Annotated in this window: 17 protein-coding genes and 2 pseudogenes; 8 read left to right on the forward strand and 11 right to left on the reverse strand. The window is 38.1% G+C overall.

From position 1 onward, the window contains the following. Window positions 1-167: 167 nt before the first annotated feature. Window positions 168-734, forward strand: a complete 567-nt coding sequence (locus tag H7R46_RS14690; protein WP_017401861.1) for a DUF2062 domain-containing protein — start codon at window positions 168-170, stop codon at window positions 732-734. A gap of 32 nt (window positions 735-766) precedes the next feature. On the opposite strand, the pseudogene H7R46_RS14695 reads toward H7R46_RS14690, so the two are convergent. From H7R46_RS14695 to H7R46_RS14715, 5 genes and pseudogenes are all read right to left on the reverse strand, one after another. Next, a pseudogene (locus H7R46_RS14695) lies at window positions 767-871 on the reverse strand (5'-methylthioadenosine nucleosidase); the annotation flags it as partial. A gap of 62 nt (window positions 872-933) precedes the next feature. Then, window positions 934-2066, reverse strand: a protein-coding gene (locus H7R46_RS14700) for an IS3 family transposase (protein ID WP_223235881.1) whose coding sequence is annotated in 2 segments (ribosomal slippage) — window positions 934-1814 and window positions 1814-2066 — 1134 coding nt in all. Because the reading frame shifts where the segments join, the coding sequence is not laid out codon by codon here. A gap of 73 nt (window positions 2067-2139) precedes the next feature. Beyond that, a pseudogene (locus H7R46_RS14705) lies at window positions 2140-2925 on the reverse strand (5'-methylthioadenosine/S-adenosylhomocysteine nucleosidase); the annotation flags it as partial. A 143-nt stretch (window positions 2926-3068) separates the two neighbouring features. Continuing rightward, complete coding sequence (apbC, locus tag H7R46_RS14710) at window positions 3069-4259, reverse strand: iron-sulfur cluster carrier protein ApbC (protein WP_005071039.1); 1191 nt, start codon at window positions 4257-4259, stop codon at window positions 3069-3071. Window positions 4260-4404: 145 nt separating this feature from the next. After that, window positions 4405-4905, reverse strand: coding sequence for a hypothetical protein (locus tag H7R46_RS14715; RefSeq protein WP_005071040.1), 501 nt, complete (start codon window positions 4903-4905; stop codon window positions 4405-4407). Between the two features lie 284 nt (window positions 4906-5189). Between H7R46_RS14715 and metG the strand changes: the two genes are divergently transcribed. Beyond that, window positions 5190-7256, forward strand: coding sequence for a methionine--tRNA ligase (gene metG, locus H7R46_RS14720; RefSeq protein ID WP_005071043.1), 2067 nt, complete (start codon window positions 5190-5192; stop codon window positions 7254-7256). 82 nt (window positions 7257-7338) lie between these two features. On the opposite strand, the gene H7R46_RS14725 is transcribed toward metG, so the two are convergent. The 3 genes from H7R46_RS14725 to H7R46_RS14735 form a co-directional block, all read right to left on the reverse strand. After that, entirely contained in the window at window positions 7339-7674 is a 336-nt protein-coding gene (locus H7R46_RS14725; protein WP_005071045.1) for a hypothetical protein, read from the reverse strand. Then, complete coding sequence (locus H7R46_RS19235; RefSeq protein WP_005071047.1) at window positions 7655-7843, reverse strand: NF038215 family lipoprotein; 189 nt, start codon at window positions 7841-7843, stop codon at window positions 7655-7657. The genes H7R46_RS14725 and H7R46_RS19235 overlap by 20 nt, the downstream gene beginning before the upstream one ends. Window positions 7844-8005: 162 nt before the next feature. Beyond that, entirely contained in the window at window positions 8006-8629 is a 624-nt protein-coding gene (locus H7R46_RS14735) for a LysE family translocator (RefSeq protein ID WP_086260952.1), read from the reverse strand. Between the two features lie 179 nt (window positions 8630-8808). Here H7R46_RS14735 and H7R46_RS14740 point away from each other — a divergent pair, with 179 nt between their 5' ends. The 5 genes from H7R46_RS14740 (at window position 8809) to H7R46_RS14760 (ending at window position 14440) form a co-directional block, all read left to right on the forward strand. Continuing rightward, window positions 8809-9378 carry a TetR/AcrR family transcriptional regulator gene (locus H7R46_RS14740; RefSeq protein WP_002120318.1) on the forward strand — a complete coding sequence of 190 codons (570 nt, stop codon included), beginning with the start codon at window positions 8809-8811 and terminating at the stop codon, window positions 9376-9378. Continuing rightward, on the forward strand, window positions 9375-11018 hold the full coding sequence (locus tag H7R46_RS14745; protein ID WP_005071053.1) for an MFS transporter: 1644 nt from the start codon (window positions 9375-9377) through the stop codon (window positions 11016-11018). The genes H7R46_RS14740 and H7R46_RS14745 overlap by 4 nt, the downstream gene beginning before the upstream one ends. Before the next feature lie 39 nt (window positions 11019-11057). Continuing rightward, window positions 11058-12176 (forward strand): HlyD family secretion protein, encoded by a 1119-nt coding sequence (locus H7R46_RS14750; protein WP_005071054.1) that lies wholly within the window; start codon window positions 11058-11060, stop codon window positions 12174-12176. 65 nt (window positions 12177-12241) lie between these two features. Continuing rightward, window positions 12242-13123, forward strand: a complete 882-nt coding sequence (locus H7R46_RS14755) for a 1-aminocyclopropane-1-carboxylate deaminase/D-cysteine desulfhydrase (protein ID WP_005071056.1) — start codon at window positions 12242-12244, stop codon at window positions 13121-13123. A 117-nt stretch (window positions 13124-13240) separates the two neighbouring features. Further along, window positions 13241-14440 carry an NAD(P)/FAD-dependent oxidoreductase gene (locus tag H7R46_RS14760; RefSeq protein ID WP_005071059.1) on the forward strand — a complete coding sequence of 400 codons (1200 nt, stop codon included), beginning with the start codon at window positions 13241-13243 and terminating at the stop codon, window positions 14438-14440. A 12-nt stretch (window positions 14441-14452) separates the two neighbouring features. Here H7R46_RS14760 and H7R46_RS14765 read toward each other — a convergent pair whose 3' ends face one another. The 3 genes from H7R46_RS14765 to H7R46_RS14775 form a co-directional block, all read right to left on the reverse strand. Continuing rightward, window positions 14453-14623 carry a hypothetical protein gene (locus H7R46_RS14765; RefSeq protein ID WP_002120038.1) on the reverse strand — a complete coding sequence of 57 codons (171 nt, stop codon included), beginning with the start codon at window positions 14621-14623 and terminating at the stop codon, window positions 14453-14455. 126 nt (window positions 14624-14749) lie between these two features. After that, window positions 14750-16453 carry a mechanosensitive ion channel gene (locus H7R46_RS14770; RefSeq protein WP_005071062.1) on the reverse strand — a complete coding sequence of 568 codons (1704 nt, stop codon included), beginning with the start codon at window positions 16451-16453 and terminating at the stop codon, window positions 14750-14752. Between the two features lie 225 nt (window positions 16454-16678). Further along, window positions 16679-16906, reverse strand: a complete 228-nt coding sequence (locus H7R46_RS14775) for a hypothetical protein (RefSeq protein WP_005071064.1) — start codon at window positions 16904-16906, stop codon at window positions 16679-16681. 290 nt (window positions 16907-17196) lie between these two features. On the opposite strand from H7R46_RS14775, the gene H7R46_RS14780 reads away from it, so the two are divergent. After that, entirely contained in the window at window positions 17197-17616 is a 420-nt protein-coding gene (locus tag H7R46_RS14780) for a hypothetical protein (RefSeq protein WP_014205905.1), read from the forward strand. Window positions 17617-17650: the final 34 nt, after the last annotated feature.

Below are 17650 nucleotides of genomic sequence, written 5' to 3' on the forward strand. Positions count from 1 at the left end.
AGTTAAGTAACATAACTATTTTTATTTTAAGTCTATTTTTCCATCAAAAGTCTTTATAATAAAAAATATATAGCAATGGTAAGTTTAAATTTTAAGCTTTTAATAAGTTTCAATTCATATATTGTTTCTGATTTTTTTATATAGAGCATCTCGCTTTACTACCCTTAATGATTATGGCAAAGCATTTTTTTCAATCTTGGCTTCCCTCCCCCGAGAAAGTTTCAAATATGAAATTTCTAAGGATTTTTGGTAAAAAGACCCTTAATCCTGTGCTTTGGTATGTCAATCGAAAATCAATTACCCGAGCTGTTTTTGTCGGAACTTTTTTTGGTTTACTGCCTATTCCTTTTCACAGCGTATTTATTGTAATGGCTGTATTGCTATTTGAAGTAAATTTACCAATTAGCTTGATGCTCGCGTGGTTAAGTAACCCGCTTACATTAGTTCCTATTCTATATATTGGATTTTGGTTCGGTGCTCATATTTTTCATGTGCATATGATTAACAAAGAAATGTTGCTAGGTGTATTGCATCAGATTTCTCGTTGGATTACTCATTTCGGCCATGGCCACATTGATTTTAGTCTTGCGAAAATCTTGATGACTGGACTTGTTGTAGAAGCTTTTGTATTTGCTGTCATTTTATATATATGTACAGAAATTTTCTGGCGCTGGATGGTTGTTAAAAACTGGAAAAGTAGACATCGTCAAAAGAAGCAAGAAGAGGTTTTATAAAATTTTCGCTCTTCTTGCATAAGTTTAAATCATTATTTCGGCAATTTTGATTTCATATATTCTTCAGCTACATTAAGTACATATTCTTGGCAAGCCTCTCCTGTACCAGGGTCATAAGCTCCATTATTGGTAATATTAAGAGGTGGTCCCACATGTTTGAACAACTAAAAGCTTATTTATAAGTGATACTCTGCTCTAGTTAAGCTACCTTATTTTGTTGTGGTAGCTGGTCATAGTAAAACTCATCTGGAGTCATTTTGTCCAGACTCGAATGAGGTCGTTTCAAATTATAAAATTCAAAATATGCGTTTAATTGCTTCTTCGCATCCAAAACATTGCTGTAGGCTTTGAGATACACCTCTTCATATTTAACGCTCCGCCATAATCGTTCAACCATCACATTATCAACCCATCGACCTTTACCATCCATACTGATTTGAATGCCATTTGATTTCAATACATCAATAAATGCATCACTGGTAAACTGACTGCCTTGGTCTGTATTAAATATTTCAGGTCGACCATATTTTTCAATAGCTTCATTTAATGTTTCTATGCAAAATGTAACCTCCATACTAATCGATACTCTATGCGCAAGTACCTTGCGGCTATGCCAATCAATCACAGCACATAAATAAACAAAGCCTTTTGCCATAGGGATATACGTTATATCCGTAGACCACACTTGATTACTGCGCTGAATAGCCAATCCTTTGAGCAGATATGGATATTTGCGGTGAGCTTGATTAGCCTGGCTTAAATTTGGTTTGCAATATAACGCATTAATGCCCATTTTCTTCATTAAAGTACGTGTATGACGTCGTCCTATATGATGTCCTTGACGATTCAACAAATCACGCATCATACGGCTACCTGCAAAAGGGTATTGCATATGTAACTCATCCATACACCGCATCAGCTTCAGATCTGATGCACTCACAGGTTTTGGGCGATAGTAATAACAACCACGGGAGACTTTCAGCAGCTGAGCTTGCTTAGATACTGAAATCTGAAGTGAGTCATCGATTAACTTTTGTGGTTGAAGCGGCCCAGTTTCTTCAACACACCTTCTAAAAAATCAATTTCTAATGCCTGCTCACCGATTTTTGCATGTAGTTTTTTTAGATCGATGGGTGGTTCTGTTGGAGCTTTTGATTGATCGAAAGCTTGCGAGGAAGCTGAAATCAGTTGATTTTTCCAGTCGATAATTTGGTTTTGATGAACATCAAATTCAGCACTCAATTCAGCAAGTGTTTTTTCTGCTTTAATCGCAGCAAGTGCTACCTTAGCTTTAAAATCATTTGAATGATTTCTTCTTGGTCTACGTGCCATAAAATACTCCATATATTGATGTTTATAACATCATTTGGGGAGCAAAATATCACTTATAAGTGTTGTTCAAATTTCCTGATCCACCTCTATTATTAGATAAGATTCGAATGCCTAAGAAAGGAACGTTAAATTGACTTGCGATTTGCGCAACAGATGCTGCTTCCATTTCTTCAACAGAAGTACCATAACGTTGATGGAAAAATTGAATACGATCTAGCTCATTATTCCAGACATCTGCTGAACCAATCGTTCCTTCAACCACATCACCTTTATCATAACGGACTTTATGTGCCGCCATTAACAACTCTTGGTCACCTTCAAATTTGCGTATTGCAATCGGCTCTGGGTCAGATTCACTTGTTGGCAAAACATCAAAAGCCTCAACCCATGTGAGTGAGTTTGAACCACCACCCACTGGCTGTTTAGGTGTTCTAAATGCACCAATATTGGTTGTATATTTTCCTAAAACAATATCATAAACATGTAAATCAGGATCATGTCCACCCGAGGTTCCCTGATTAATGATCGCAATCGGTTTATAACGCTCAATCGCTAGAGCAGTTGCTGCGGCAGAGTTACTCATACCCATGCGGGTTTTAGAAATAATCATTGGATAACCATTATAGGTACCCTTCCAGAATTTCCACCCACCAATTTCTTCAATAGTCTTATTCTCTAATTTTGAAGCCATTTTTTCCGACTCTACGGGTAAAGCACCCTGAATAATGATCGGCTGTAACTTCTGTTTTTGTTCCTGAACTGTTGGTGTTTGTGAAGCAGATGAGTTGTCATCGTTACATCCAACTAAAAATAAAGCGCTACATAAACTGATTACGCCCAAACTATACTTAAATTGCATTTTTTAACCTTTCTTTTTAAAAAGTGTAAGGTAGCAATCTACATGCCAATTTCAAGTTCAGCTTTGTTATTTAGATTCAGTAATTTAATTTTTTATTTTAATCAGATGATAAAAAACCCGACTTAAAGCCGGGTTTTAATAAATTAGAAAATACGCTTATCATCACGTGTGCGTTGAGGGATTTTTTCAATCTGCTGCCAGACTGCTTTAGCAATCTCAATATAACTATCAGCCGCATCATCCATTGCCACAACACTAGGTTTACCCTGATCAGCATGTTCACGTATTTGAGCATTGAGAGGCAAACGGCCTAGCAATGGAATATGGTATTGTTCGGAAAGCTTATCACCACCACCGATACCAAAAATTTGCTCTTCATGACCACAGTTTGAGCAAATATGAGTCGACATGTTTTCGACAACACCTAATACGGGAATACCCACTTTATTAAATAACTCAATTCCTTTGGTGGCATCAAGCAAGGCAACATTTTGTGGAGTAGTCACAATGATGGAGCCTGTAACCGGAATACGCTGTGCAAGCGTAAGCTGAATATCACCAGTACCTGGTGGCATATCAATCATGAGTACATCTAAATCAGGCCAAAGTGTTTGATTAAACAATTGCATTAGAGCGCCTGTTGCCTTTGGTCCACGCCATGCAACAGGTGTGTTGTTATCACCAGTTAAATGTCCAATAGAAAGCACAGCCATACCATAAGCATCTAAAGGTACAAAATTTTCACTTTCAATAAGTGGAGTTTTGCCAGCGTTTCCTAGCATTGTGGGAATACTTGGACCATAGATGTCAGCATCTAATACCCCAACCTTAAGACCCATTTTTTGCAAGGCAAGCGCCAAATTGACGGTAGTTGTCGATTTACCAACGCCACCCTTTCCAGATGAAACTAAAATAACATTCTTAATGCGAGGGTGAAGTGGGACATCTCTTTGTTGCGGAGCGGCTTTTTGAATCGGTGGATTATTTGGATCTGGTTCTGATTTAGGTGAGGCATCAAGCACAGGAGGTAAATTTGAACTTTCTTGTGTAGGGCGCTTTTGTTGAACCACATGTAAATTAAGTTCTTCAATACCGCACTTTTCTAATGCACCAGCTAAATCATCATGGATTTGCTGCAAATGCTCTTTTTCATCAGGAAATGTATTAATCGTAAGTTGCAATATACGACCCTGAACTTGAAGCTGACTAATACGCTCCTTTAAAGCATCTTTTGAATGCGGTAATAAATAATTTTGGAGTACGGTTTGGATTTCATCTTCTTTCACCTCTTGTGCAGGTGAAAAAACGGACTTTAATGAAGAAAGCCAAGACATATTGTTTACTCCAAAAACAGATCATTACAGCTTAGTGGAGATAGTGTAACAGTATTGCTCCGCACTCGCTCACCTTGGGATGAATAATTACTAACTTCAGATCTCATCTTTTAGGTAAGGAGTGCAGATTTTAGTTTAAATCAGCTTATTCAGCAGAATCATGGTTCCTTAATTTATTGAGTTTATCGGTCGCAGTTTTCTTCAACTCATCAAGTTTTGCGGTTGCTTGCGTTTTCAACTCATCCAATTTTGTAGCAGCCTCTTCCTTTAATCCCGCAGCTTTGGCTTTAGCATCGTCAAGTTTATGAGCTGCTTCTGTACGCAAGTGATCAAACTTATCATGTAGACTATGCTGAGCATCCTCAAGTTTACCTTTTAAATCAGTTGCTTTTTCTTCAAGAGCCTCTTTACCAGAAGCTTGTTTCTCTTTTACATTTTCCTTTAAATCGTCCAAAGCTTTTTCGCCTTGTACTTTCGCATCAGCCGCTTTTGCCTTTAATTGGTCTACCTTATCTTCAACTGCTTCTTTACCAGCAGCTTGCTTCTCTTTTACATTTTCCTTTAAATCGTCCAAAGCTTTTTCACCTTGTACTTTTGCATCAGCCGCTTTTGCCTTTAATTCATCTAATTTATTTTCTGTAGTCATCGTTGTTATCCTCATAGTTAATTAAAAAATTACCTGAATAAGTTATTAGTTATACATCGTTATGGCTTATTTTCTGACCGTAACTGCAATTTGAAACAAAGACAATACAGGAAGATTCAAATATTTTTTGATTTGTTTATCTGTTCTAAAGAGAAACCATGCCTGGCCAAAATCCATTTTAATAGAAATCGCTTATGCCAAGCTGGAGATTATTAATCTTTGCTTATCTCCGTGCATCAGTTAAAATCTTCCACCTTATAAATACGAATGAGAGAATGAAATCCGTGCGTAAAATTTTAGTCACTAATGCCCTCCCTTATGCTAATGGTCCAATTCATATGGGTCATTTACTCGGTTACATCCAGGCAGATATCTGGGTTCGTGCCATGCGAGCAATGGGTCATGATGTGACTTATGTATGTGCGGATGATGCTCACGGTACAGCAATTATGCTACGTGCCGAAGCAAATGGTATTAGCCCAGAAGAGCAAATTGCGAATGTTCAAAAAGAACACATCCGTGATTTTGACGGTTTTGGTGTACATTTCGATCATTACGATTCAACGCATAGCGATGCAAACAAAGCACGTTCAACAGATATCTATATTAAAAACCGTGAAGCTGGAAATATTGCAGTCCGTCCTGTAACTCAATTATTTGACCCAGAAAAAGGGATGTTCTTATCTGACCGTTTCATTAAGGGTACATGCCCAAAATGTAAGTCAGAAGATCAATACGGCGACTCATGTGAAGTGTGCGGTACAACTTACAATGCAACTGAGCTACTTAACCCGCGTTCGACTTTAAGTGGTGCAACACCAGTTGAAAAATCATCAGATCACTATTTCTTCAAGCTTCCAAACTTCTCTGAATATTTACAAAAATGGACGCGTGATGAAGGTCGTTTACCTCTTTCAATTGCGAACAAGTTAGATGAATGGTTTGAAGCTGGTTTAGCAGACTGGGATATTTCTCGTGATGCACCATATTTTGGCTTTGAAATTCCAGACGCACCAAATAAATATTTCTACGTATGGGTAGATGCCCCAATTGGTTATATGTCTAGTTTTGAAAACTACATCAAAACTAAACGCCCAGATTTAAACTTTGATGATTTCTGGAAAAAAGACAGCCAAAACGATGTTTATCATTTTATTGGGAAAGACATTGTTTATTTCCATGCTTTATTCTGGCCTGCAATGCTTGAAGGTGCGAACTATCGCACTCCAACAGGCTTGTTTGTAAACGGTTTCTTGACTGTAAATGGACAAAAAATGTCTAAGTCACGTGGTACTTTCATTAAGGCTGAGACTTACTTACAGCATTTAAACCCAGAATATTTACGTTATTACTTTGCATCTAAGCTTTCAGATAAAGTTGAAGACTCTGACTTAAATCTTGATGACTTTGTTCAAAAAGTAAATTCAGACTTAGTCGGTAAAGTCGTTAATATTGCTAGCCGTTGTGCGAAATTCATCAACAGCAGCTTTAACAATACGTTATCTGCTCAATGTGCAGAAACTGATTTAGTACAAAGTTTTATTGATGCTGGCGATTCAATCGCTGCTGCATATGAAGCACGTGAATTCTCTACGGCGATCCGTGAAATTATGGCGCTAGCTGACCGTGCAAACCAATATATTGATGAGAAAAAGCCTTGGGCACTTGCTAAACAAGAAGGTCAAGAGCAACAAGTTCTTGACGTCTGCTCTGTGGGTATCAACTTATTCCGTCAACTCGCAGTGTACTTAGCTCCAGTTCTGCCAACTTTAGCTCAACAAGTTCAAGATTTCTTAAAACTTGAAAGCTTCGATTTCGAGTCACGCAAACAAATTCTTGTAAGCCATGAGATTGCGCAGTTCCAACCGCTTATGCAGCGTGTTGATCCAAAAGCTGTTGCAGCTATGGTTGATGCTTCTAAAGAGTCTTTAGGTGCTCCTGCTCCAGAAGCAATAAAAGCGGTAGCGAAAAAAGACAAAGCAGCTGAGAAAAAAGCAATGCCTGCTCCAGCAGTGGGTGAAGCTGAAATTATCGGTATTGAAGATTTCTTAAAAGTTGACTTACGTGTTGCTCAGGTCATTGAAGCAGGTACAGTTGAGGGTTCAGATAAACTACTACAACTTACTTTAGACGTTGGTGAAGCTGAACCACGCAATGTATTTAGTGGCATTCGTAGCCAATACGCACCAGAAGACCTAAAAGGTAAATTGGTTGTTATGGTTGCTAACCTTGCACCACGCAAAATGCGTTTTGGTATTTCAAACGGCATGGTACTTGCTGCTGGAAATGGTAAAGGTATTTTCATTATTTCTCCAGACAGCGGTGCGAAACCTGGCGATAAAGTTTCTTAATCTGCTTTCAAAAAAAGCTCCCTAAATTGGGAGCTTTTTTATTTTTAAGGACTTTGAATAGGTTTAAACGAGGCTTACTAAATTAGGACCACGGCCACCCTTCGCAAGGGTTATTAAATAAAACGTGTATATTTCCCAACTCTTCATTTGTTAAATAGCCATTCTTATTTTCATCTAAATAATGAAATAGCTCTGTCTGTTTGTTTTCACCTTGAAAACGTTTATCCGTAGGCCAGTTATAGGGATAAAAGTCTTCAACCCGTTGAAATTCTTTTAGGCTATACATGTCATCATGATTTAAATCATATTTTTCCTGAAAAAGCTCCCAATCTAAAGAAGCAGGCTCACATGCACTTACCATATTCAAAACACAGTAAGTTGCACATCCAGCAAGTAACTTAATAGTTAGATTGCTCATGATTATTCACTTGTATATCGGAAATTTTATAATCCTTTTCATGAACTGGAGTACCCACAATACTCATGGTCCGCTCATTTGCTGGCTGTTGCTTGCTCATTGTTCTCATCTCACATCCTGTAGTTAAGATGAGAAAAACTACAGAAATGCTCACCATTAGTTTTTTCATAACGTGATCCTCATTTCTTTTTGTTTTATTTATTAAGTTACCACTTTTAAAGTGTTTAAGTACTAAAAAAGATATTTCAATTTGTATATATTTTACGCAAAAATAAAGCCAGACTATAAATAGCTGGCTTTGGATTTTTTAGATATTTTAATTAAAGACTTATCATTTGAAGAAAATTAACTTTAAGCCTAATACACTCACAATACTTCCAGCTACTCGGTCAACGGCAGTTTTTGCTTTTAAGTACATTGTTCTAGGCTTCTCTGAAGAGAGCAGCATTGCCACACATGAGTACCAACCCGCATCAATCATAAAACAAATCACTGGTAATGCGACATAGTAATAATTCGGAATTTCTTTTGGCAACAAAGCAGTAAACACACTTACTAGTACGACTGCAATTTTTGGATTACTTAACTGGGTAATTAAGCCATATCGATATGCCTGTTTATAGGTCATTTTCGATTTACCATCGTTTTCCATCGCAATTGGTTCTTTAGCATGTTTAATAATTTTAAAAGCCAGCCAAAGCAAATAAAGCCCACCACCAATTTTTAAAATTAAATAAGCAGAAGGCACCGCCAATAAAACTGCTTGCAATCCCATAACTGCTAATAGACCAAAAAGCGCTGCACCTGTCCCCGTCCCTAAAGCGGTAAACAACCCATGTTTACGTGATTTAGAAATTGAATTTTGTGCAACATAAATAAAGCTTGGCCCAGGACTTATTGCTCCAAGCATCAATGCCATCGCAATTGAAAAAAGAGGAATAAGGGACTCAAACATTGTATTGACCTAGCATCATGCAATTGCGCGGTATTCTAACAGCTTTTTATGACACATATAAAAATGGCGAAGATATAAATGATGAAAATTGAATTTTCATGTTTTTACAATTTAAATCTTCACAACGGACAAAAATGTCCGTTAAATATATAACCTTTCGAACTCCCCAAACCGATGACATGAGTAAACGTCAAAAAATTGCTGCCCATAATCGGGATGAATTACTCAATGCAGCCGAAGAATGTTTTCGTATTCATGGTATTAATGTTCCCTTACAAGTTGTGATTGACCACGCTGGTGTAGGCAGAGCGACGTTCTACCGTAATTTTTGTGATCGAAAAGCTTTAATTAGTGCACTTTTAGAACGCGCGATTACACAGCTAGAGCAAAAAGCAGCTCATTTTCAACAATTCGAAGATGGTTTATTTCGTTTAATTGAAGGACATATTGGGCAACTTCCCAAACTCGCAATTTTGCAAGATTTTTGGAGAGTGATTGATCGACAAGATCCAATTATGTTAAAAATTTATGAACGTCGAAATAATGCACTTAACCCACTGATTGAAAATGCGATAGAACAAAAATTGTGCCGAGCTGATCTGACCGCCGATGACTATGCAATGGTCACAGCAATGTTGGGTTCTTCATTTCAAGGACATGAGCCAGAAGAACAGACTCGCTTAGCAAAACGAGCAATTGAATTACTATTTCATGGTATTCAAATACAAAAAATTCGAGGGATAGAATGAGTAAAACGCCTCGTTACTTAGAAACACCACCCGACTGGACCCCAGAAGAGCAACCGACTTTACCTGGTTCACCAGCAGCTATTGCACACTCTGTACCTAAGCGGTTTATTTACTTTTTTATTGGTTTATTTATCGCCCTTTCGGCAAGCTTAAGTAATGGTTTTATTACGGCAAATTTACCTTTAATCCAAGGTGAGTATGGACTAACTCCTTCCGAAGCGGCTTGGTTGCCTGCTGCTTATGTCATGGCAAATGTCAGTTCAAACCTGATTTTATTTAAAGCCCGGCAACAGTATGGTTTGAGAGTGTTTTCAGAAATAGGACTCGTGATTTTTATTGCGGTTTTGGTATTACATATTTTTGTGCATACCTATGAAATGGCACTATTCGCTCGAGTTGTGGCAGGTTTAGCTGGTGCGCCATTAAGCTCTTTAGGTATGTATTACACCATGCAAGCTTTTAAAAAAGCAGACATGGCAAAAGGTATATATATTGCCTTTGGTTTTCAGCAACTTGGCGTGCCATTAGCTTGGATTATTTCTCCATTTCTTGTAAATACAGATAGTTGGTCTGTTCTATATACCTTTGAGCTCGGCTTAGCACTTTGTTGTTTAGCCATGGTCGTTTCATTGAAGTTACCACGTAGCTTAAGAATTTATGTTTTTGAGAAGCAGGATTTCTTTACATTTGCTTTATTGGCTCCAGGTTTTGCCTGCTTGTGTATTGTGCTCACGCAAGGTCCAATTTTATGGTGGTTTAACAGTGAATGGCTTGCTTACGTCTTAATTGCAGGTTTCAGCTTAGTTGTTCTTGGTTTGCTCTATGAGCACTATCGTGCCAATCCATTAATTATGACACGCTGGTTAGGTGCCGCTTCGACCCTACGCTTCATTTTTGGTGCCTTTGCCATTCGACTTTTAATGTCTGAACAAAGCTACGCAGCTGTTAATTTCTTAAAAACCATGGGAATGGGTCCTGACCAATTTGTTCCACTCTATGTGGTCATATTGATAGGGATTTTAAGCGGAACACTTTTTAGTGCACTGACTTTTTCACGCGAACGGATTATCTTCCACTTACTTTTTGCAGAATTTTTAATTTTAGTCGCGTGTGGATTAGATTATCACTTAACCAGTGATGTCCGACCTGTGAACTTCTTTGCAAGTCAGTTCTTAGTAGGCTTTGCAGGTGGTTTATTTATTGGGCCATTGCTCCTGATTGGCTTTGCGCAAACTTTGGCTAAAGGTCCTTCGTATGTGGTGACTTTTATTGTGCTGTTCTCTGCAACTCAAACATTTGGTGGTCTTGTTGGATCTTCTTTCTTCTCGACCTATCAACAACACCGCACGCAGAACTATCAAGTCGAGATTATTAAAGATTTAGAACAAGCAGACCCTCTAGTTGCTCAAAGGCTCTCTACATATCAACGCAGCGCATCAGTTACGACTACTGACCCAGCATTACAAACAGCCCAATCCATGCGCTCACTTAATCAAGTAGTCACTCGTGAAGCGCAAGTGCGTGCCTACAATGACGTTATTGCATTGAACGGTATTTTTGCTATCGCCCTACTCTTGTGGGGTGGATTTAATATTGCACGTAGTAAATATCTACAACGCAGAGGAATTAGCCGTCCTTAATGGCTTCTTTATTGATGAAATAGAAATTGAGATTGATATATGTCAGATGATCAAAAAAAACCGGAACAAGCTCCACCTCAAGCAGCTCCCGCTTCGTCTAATGAACCGGCACCTGCGAGCAAATTAATTCCAACAAAACGCTCAACTTTATTATGGATGCTAGTTGTGCTCATTGTCGGTATTTTAGTGATTTTGTGGGCATGGAGAATCGGACCTTTCGCAACGAGCGTTCAGCAAACTGACAATAGTTATATTAAAGGTAAAACAACGATTTTATCATCGCAAATTAATGGCTATGTTAAAGATGTATTAGTTAAGGACTTTGACCACGTTAAAAAGGGTCAAGTATTAATGCATATTGATGCAACCACCTACGACCAAAAAGTAACACAAGCGGCTTCTGGAGTTGAACAAGCTAAAAATACTTTAGCCAACCAGACACAGTCTATTGCTCAAAAACAAGCTGATATTGTGGCTGCACAGGCTAAAGTTGAACAAGTTAGGGCTCAATATGAGCTTTCTTTAGCACAGCTTAGACGATATCAACAGTTAGGAAATAGTGGAGCAGCCTCTAAATCTGAGCAGGATAAAGCCGCAGCAGATGCTGAAAATAACCTTGCAGCACTGAAGCAGGCAGAGGCCAATGTTTTAGTTGCCAAAGAAGCACTTAAAACAGCGCAAGTGGCAGAAGCTGGATTAGAAGCACAAGTTTCCAGTGCTAAAGCACAACTAGATCAAGCACAAACTACTAAAGACTATAGCGTTATTGTTGCTCCAATGGATGGTCAACTTGGTGAGGTGAACCCTCGTGTTGGGCAATATGTAGCAGCAGGATCACAATTACTCTACCTCATCCCACAGCAAACTTGGGTGATTGCCAACTTTAAAGAAACCCAAATTGCCAATATGCGAATTGGGCAAAAAGCATGGTTCACAGTCGATGCGATGAAACACAAAAAATTTACAGGACATATTGAACAGATCTCGCCTGCTGCGGGTTCCGAGTTCAGTGTATTAAAGCCTGACAATGCAACAGGAAACTTTACCAAAGTGGTTCAAAGAATTGCCGTACGCATTACCATTGATCCAAATCAAGAAGGAATGGAACACTTACGCCCTGGCATGTCAGTAATTACTTCTGTCGATACAAATTCGTAAACAGCTTTTTAAAGCTCTATTTAAAAAGCTACAATGTGATCAATCATTATTTTTCTCAATTTCTAATGTTTGATCACATTGCCCAACCTGTTTCCTATCAGCATATTGAACTCTCCTCTTTAGTTCATCTCGACATTAAGCGATTAGATTTAGTTCATCCTCAAATTTCGGGCAATAAATTTTTCAAACTAAAATACAATCTGCTTGTCGCAAAACAACAAGGTTTATCGAGCATTTTGACTTTTGGTGGCGCTTATTCCAACCATATTGCCGCGACTGCCTATGCCGCTCATCTTTTTGGCTTAAGAAGTATTGGAATTATTCGTGGTGAAGAGTTAGCTGACAAACCTCTGAATCCAACCTTAGCAAAAGCTCAAAGTTTAGGAATGCATCTACATTTTGTCTCACGCAATGAATATCGCTTACGAGATGATGCAAACTATCTTCAACAATTACGTCATCAATTTCCTGAAATTTTCATTATTCCTGAAGGCGGCACCAATGAATTGGCTGTTCAAGGTTGTCAGGAAATTCTCAGCCAAAGTGATTTAAATCAATATGACGTGATTTGCTGTGCAGTAGGAACTGGCGGAACGGTTTCGGGTCTTATTGAAACAAGTTCAGCCGATCAAAAAGTCTTAGGATTTTCGGCTTTAAAAGGTGATTTTTTACAACAAGAAGTTCAGCAGTGGACCCAAAAACAAAATTGGTCGCTGACAGATGCATACTGCTGTGGCGGGTATGCAAAAACTTCACCCGAGTTATTGGCATTTATAGAAAGTTTCGAAGAACAACATGCTGTACCACTTGAACCGATCTATACGGGAAAGATGATGTTCGGTCTGTTTGATCTTATAAAGAATAATTACTTTTCTGAAGGTACTCGCATTCTGGCAATTCATTCTGGTGGTTTACAGGCAGATATAAGAAATAAATCACATCAATAACTTATTAGCTTTTAGTGCACATTACTCCGCATAGCATTAAATGTCTTTAGCATGACTAAGGCTCGGCATGATAGTATATGCCCCTTTTAAATTTTCACGATTAATCGAGAATCTCTTATGTCTAACAGTCATGTCGATGTCATTGTCTTAGGTGCAGGTGCTTCTGGACTCATGTTGGCTGCCCATGCTGCTAAACGAGGGCGCTCGGTTTTAATTTTAGAAAAAGCCAATAAAATTGGTAAAAAGATTTTAATGTCAGGCGGTGGTAAGTGTAACTTTACCAACCTTTATGTAGAGCCTGACAACTATATTTCTCATAATCCACACTTCGTTATTTCTGCCCTATCACGCTATAGCAACTGGGACTTTATCGGTTTGGTAGGTGATTATAAAATTGCTTATGAAGAACGAAAACACGGGCAATTATTCACGCTAAACGGTGCTAAAGAAATTTTAGAGATGCTGGTGAGTGAATGTAATAAAACCAATAATGTTGATATCCAAACTCAATGTGAAGCTGTACAGATTGACCCATTAGAAAAAGGCGGTTTTACTGTACACACAAACCAAGGCCGATTTAGCTGTGAGTCATTAGTGGTTGCTACAGGTGGTTTATCCATTCCAACTTTGGGTGGTTCTGGATTTGGCTATGAACTGGCACAAAAATTTGGACATACGGTTTTCCCAACTCGCGCAGGTTTAGTCCCATTTACTTTTTCAGATCATATTAAAGAAGTCACTACACGCCTAAGTGGTAATGCTTTAGATGTGACTCTAAGTAACTCGAAGAATAGCTTTACTGAAGCATTATTGTTTACGCATCGTGGTTTGAGTGGTCCAAGTTCTTTACAGCTTTCAAACTATTGGAATACTGGTGAAAGTTTTAAAATTGACTTTTTCCCGAGCCAAGATTTAGCAAATTATTTAAAAGACAAAAAGAAAGCCCAACCTAAAGTTTTATTGCGTACTCTTCTGAATGAATTTACGGCAAAAAGTATTGTACAAGAGTTACAACAACTCATCTGGCCAGAGCAGAGCGAGACAGCAATTGGTAATATCAGTGATGCACAGCTAGATCATATTGCCGAGCAACTACATGGTTTTACCGTCAAACCATCAGGCACAGAAGGCTATCGTACTGCCGAAGTTACTTTAGGTGGAGTTGATACAAGTGAAGTATCTTCCAAAACCATGGAAAGTAAAAAGCAGAAAGGACTGTTTTTTATTGGGGAAGTACTTGATGTGACTGGCCATTTAGGAGGTTATAACTTCCAATGGGCTTGGTCTTCTGCTTATGCAGCAGCACAATACGTTTAAATGATCAATAAGCTAATTTGAGGCTTTCGAATCATTTGATGATTTTTCAGAATTACGTGTATGAGTTGTTGCCTGTTTTGATGAATTAGATTTATTAAACACAAATTTATAAGCACTTGCTAAAAAACCTACCGTAATTCCCGCAATGACAATCGGTGCTAAAAAACGACCTGGTTTCTTCATCGTATTTTCCTCACTTATTTGTTTTTATAACGTCTAAAAAGAACGACCACTCAATATAGAGTGGTCGAACTTATCACAAAAATCAAAGATTTTTTGTACGGTTTATCTGAAAATTAGTTTTACTTACTAAATTTCGTCATTTTCTCCAGTAGATCCAAACGGTTTATTTACTGGTGGTTCTGCTGGATTTACTTGTGCAGAATCAGCTGGTTTTGCATCAGATGAAACAGTTGATGGTGAGGTTGTAGTCGTTGGTGCAACTGTAGATGTTGACGAACTCGTAGTTGCAGATGAGCTACCAGCAGATGGGCTGCTCGTTGTGGTAGTAGACGGTGGTTGATAAAGCGGATTCGGTTCATTCGCTTCTTTTTTAGCTTTATCTAACAAATCACTCAACAGTCTTTCTGCTGGTTGGCGACCACCTAAACCAAATGCAAGAGCGAAAGCAACTGCAACTGCGCCTAGAGTCAAACCAAATGCAAGATTAACGATTGAATCTGCAATACCCATCGCTCTTAAACCAAGCGCAAGTACAAGACCAATAATTAACACACGAACTAAACTACCTAACCAACGCGAGCTATTATATTCGCCGCGTTGAACCACGTTCGCCACAACATTGGCAAGCCAGAAACCAATAACCAAGATTACAGCGCCCAATAGAATGTTTGCACCGAAATGGATAAACATTGCAATTAGACCACTAATTTGATCGAAACCAAGACGATCCGCAGCTTCAGAAACTGCAAATAGCATAGTAAAGAATACAATTAACCAGCCAACTGCATTAGAAACTTTAGTTTGACCTAAAAAGCGTTGTACATCTAACTTTGCAGGAATTTCATCAACACCAGTACCTGCAATTAATTCGGCTACTAAGCGGCCAACAAAACGAGAAACAATATAAGCAACTAGTAAAATTAAACCAGCAGCAATAATGTTTGGAATCGCCTGCAAGATTTCATTAAGCATTGCTGTTGCTGGCTGAGAAATTGTCTCAATGCCTAAAGCTTCAAACGCTACAATCAATGTTGTAATAATGATGATTGCGAAAACAAATGACCCTAAGAATTTGCCTACGTTAGAGCTTTTGAAAAGACCAATTTTTTCAGCTTGAGCCTGAACACCTAAGCTATTTACTAAACCTTCAACAATACCGCGTACAATTTTTGCCAAGATATAACCAACAAAAACGATAACACCAGCAATAAAGATATTTGGTAAGAATGCTACTGCATCATTTACCATATTTTGAACTGGAATCAGTAAGCCTGTTAATCCTAATATTGAAAGAACAATCGGAAGGAAAAGTAACAATACAAGCCAGTAAAGAATTTCACCAATATTCTGGCTAATTCCACCTACACCCACTTCACTGCTTAATTTATCATCAAGTTGAGTTCGGGATAAAACATTGGTCACCCCCGCTCGCACCAGTCGAGCAACGATCCAACCAATAAAACCCACCACAACAGCAGCAATAATATTTGGAATATAGACGAGTACCTGATTCACCATATTGCTGAACGGGCCACTTACTCCACTAATGTTAAGTACATTGAGAGCTGCGACAACAGCTAAGATTAGAATAAACCAGAATACTACTTTTGAAATAAGACCTTCTATGTTTGGAGCACGCCCAGTTGCTGAAGATAATTTTGCATTGGTATTTACTTTTTGCAGAAGTTTTTTTACACCTGCCGCAACTAATAAAGCGATTATCCAGCCCACCAGTAAGATGACGATTGCAGCTAAAATAGGATGAAACTGATCCCAGTAATACATCGCATCAAACTGAGCGCCGCGAGGCCCATTAAAAAATTCATTCATATTGTTATGTCCTCAATTGTTATGTTCTTTTCAGTGCCATCAATTATGAAAAACACCATTCGTTGTTAAAAATGACGATAAATGCGGTCTATCTCACCTTATGTTTTGAGTATTTTCTAATCAACACACTTCTGCATAAATACAACAAATTGATGCAAAAGGTTGCAAAAAAAGCCTTTAGGTCACATCCCAAAGGCTTTCTATCAAGATATACTGGTTGGCTTATTACCCTTTATAGAGATTCAAATCTGAAGTACTCTTAATGACATGCGGTGTGGCCTCATGTTGAAAAGCGGCTTCTTCTTTAGGTGTTTTGCTGTGATCAGCAACCATGTAGACGATAAGTGCAATAAGAAAAAGCCCAACAATAATTAAAATGTAAACTGGCAATCTTCTTTTTTTCGCAGTTTCTTCAGGACTCGTCACATGAGGTGGTTTTGAAAAATCATGCATCTTCTTTCCCCTCTTCTTTTATCATTAACTTTATAATCATCATAGCAATTTGGTTTGTTGCATTGTGTGAAAAAGCATTATGCTAAGGTGTCTGTGTTTGCAAAACTCTACTATTAAAATAATAAAAACAGTATAAAATTTAGGCAAAAATATTTAGCCATTAAAAAATAATGACAAGTTATGCTCGAGCTTCTTTAAGGTTCTATTTGTAATACAATATGTTTTAGCGCTTACTTTTTATAAAATAGGCTATAATAAGCCCCCTTGTTTTAAAGCTGCTCTATTTTATGATGTATCGTCAGCAAAACGTAACACTTGATCTCGACACTGACGTCACACATCAATGTTATATACATCAGACGAGAGACGAACATCTCATTGGTATTATTGAATTTAATAAACCAAGTTATGAACTCAAATGGGGTGATTTAGAGTATTTTCGTCGTCGTACTGAAGAATTTTCCGTCATGCCATTTCCTGACTGTATTAATGCCATGATTGTTGATATTCGTAATATCAATATTTTTCTAGACAATGATGTTCCGATTTTACCTTGGCGCTTACTAGAAGAAGACTGTCCTGTTCGCTTAGTCGTTCCACAAGATCGTTTGGAACATTATGCAGGTCTTTTTGAGCCAACTTGGCTTTCAACCGATGTAGACAGCGCAATTTCAGAAATTCGCGAATTTATGGATATGTTTGTCCACTAATAAACATATCCATAAAATTAATTATAAAGTTGTT

It is taken from the genome of Acinetobacter sp. BEC1-S18-ESBL-01 (genome assembly GCF_014169935.1).
Taxonomy (GTDB): Bacteria; Pseudomonadota; Gammaproteobacteria; order Pseudomonadales; family Moraxellaceae; genus Acinetobacter; species Acinetobacter pittii.

What these genes read in the sequence shown, in the direction of transcription:
- H7R46_RS14775 (WP_005071064.1), bottom strand. Translation starts at nt 16,906, where the DNA reads ATGCATGATTTTTCAAAACCACCTCATGTGACGAGTCCTGAAGAAACT.
- H7R46_RS14780 (WP_014205905.1), top strand. Translation starts at nt 17,197, where the DNA reads ATGTATCGTCAGCAAAACGTAACACTTGATCTCGACACTGACGTCACA.
- H7R46_RS14750 (WP_005071054.1), top strand. Translation starts at nt 11,058, where the DNA reads ATGTCAGATGATCAAAAAAAACCGGAACAAGCTCCACCTCAAGCAGCT.
- H7R46_RS14755 (WP_005071056.1), top strand. Translation starts at nt 12,242, where the DNA reads ATGTTTGATCACATTGCCCAACCTGTTTCCTATCAGCATATTGAACTC.
- H7R46_RS14715 (WP_005071040.1), bottom strand. Translation starts at nt 4,905, where the DNA reads ATGACTACAGAAAATAAATTAGATGAATTAAAGGCAAAAGCGGCTGAT.
- H7R46_RS14745 (WP_005071053.1), top strand. Translation starts at nt 9,375, where the DNA reads ATGAGTAAAACGCCTCGTTACTTAGAAACACCACCCGACTGGACCCCA.
- H7R46_RS14735 (WP_086260952.1), bottom strand. Translation starts at nt 8,629, where the DNA reads ATGTTTGAGTCCCTTATTCCTCTTTTTTCAATTGCGATGGCATTGATG.
- H7R46_RS14740 (WP_002120318.1), top strand. Translation starts at nt 8,809, where the DNA reads ATGAGTAAACGTCAAAAAATTGCTGCCCATAATCGGGATGAATTACTC.
- H7R46_RS14760 (WP_005071059.1), top strand. Translation starts at nt 13,241, where the DNA reads ATGTCTAACAGTCATGTCGATGTCATTGTCTTAGGTGCAGGTGCTTCT.
- H7R46_RS14690 (WP_017401861.1), top strand. Translation starts at nt 168, where the DNA reads ATGATTATGGCAAAGCATTTTTTTCAATCTTGGCTTCCCTCCCCCGAG.
- H7R46_RS19235 (WP_005071047.1), bottom strand. Translation starts at nt 7,843, where the DNA reads ATGAAAAAACTAATGGTGAGCATTTCTGTAGTTTTTCTCATCTTAACT.
- apbC (WP_005071039.1), bottom strand. Translation starts at nt 4,259, where the DNA reads ATGTCTTGGCTTTCTTCATTAAAGTCCGTTTTTTCACCTGCACAAGAG.
- H7R46_RS14725 (WP_005071045.1), bottom strand. Translation starts at nt 7,674, where the DNA reads ATGAGCAATCTAACTATTAAGTTACTTGCTGGATGTGCAACTTACTGT.
- H7R46_RS14770 (WP_005071062.1), bottom strand. Translation starts at nt 16,453, where the DNA reads ATGAATGAATTTTTTAATGGGCCTCGCGGCGCTCAGTTTGATGCGATG.
- H7R46_RS14765 (WP_002120038.1), bottom strand. Translation starts at nt 14,623, where the DNA reads ATGAAGAAACCAGGTCGTTTTTTAGCACCGATTGTCATTGCGGGAATT.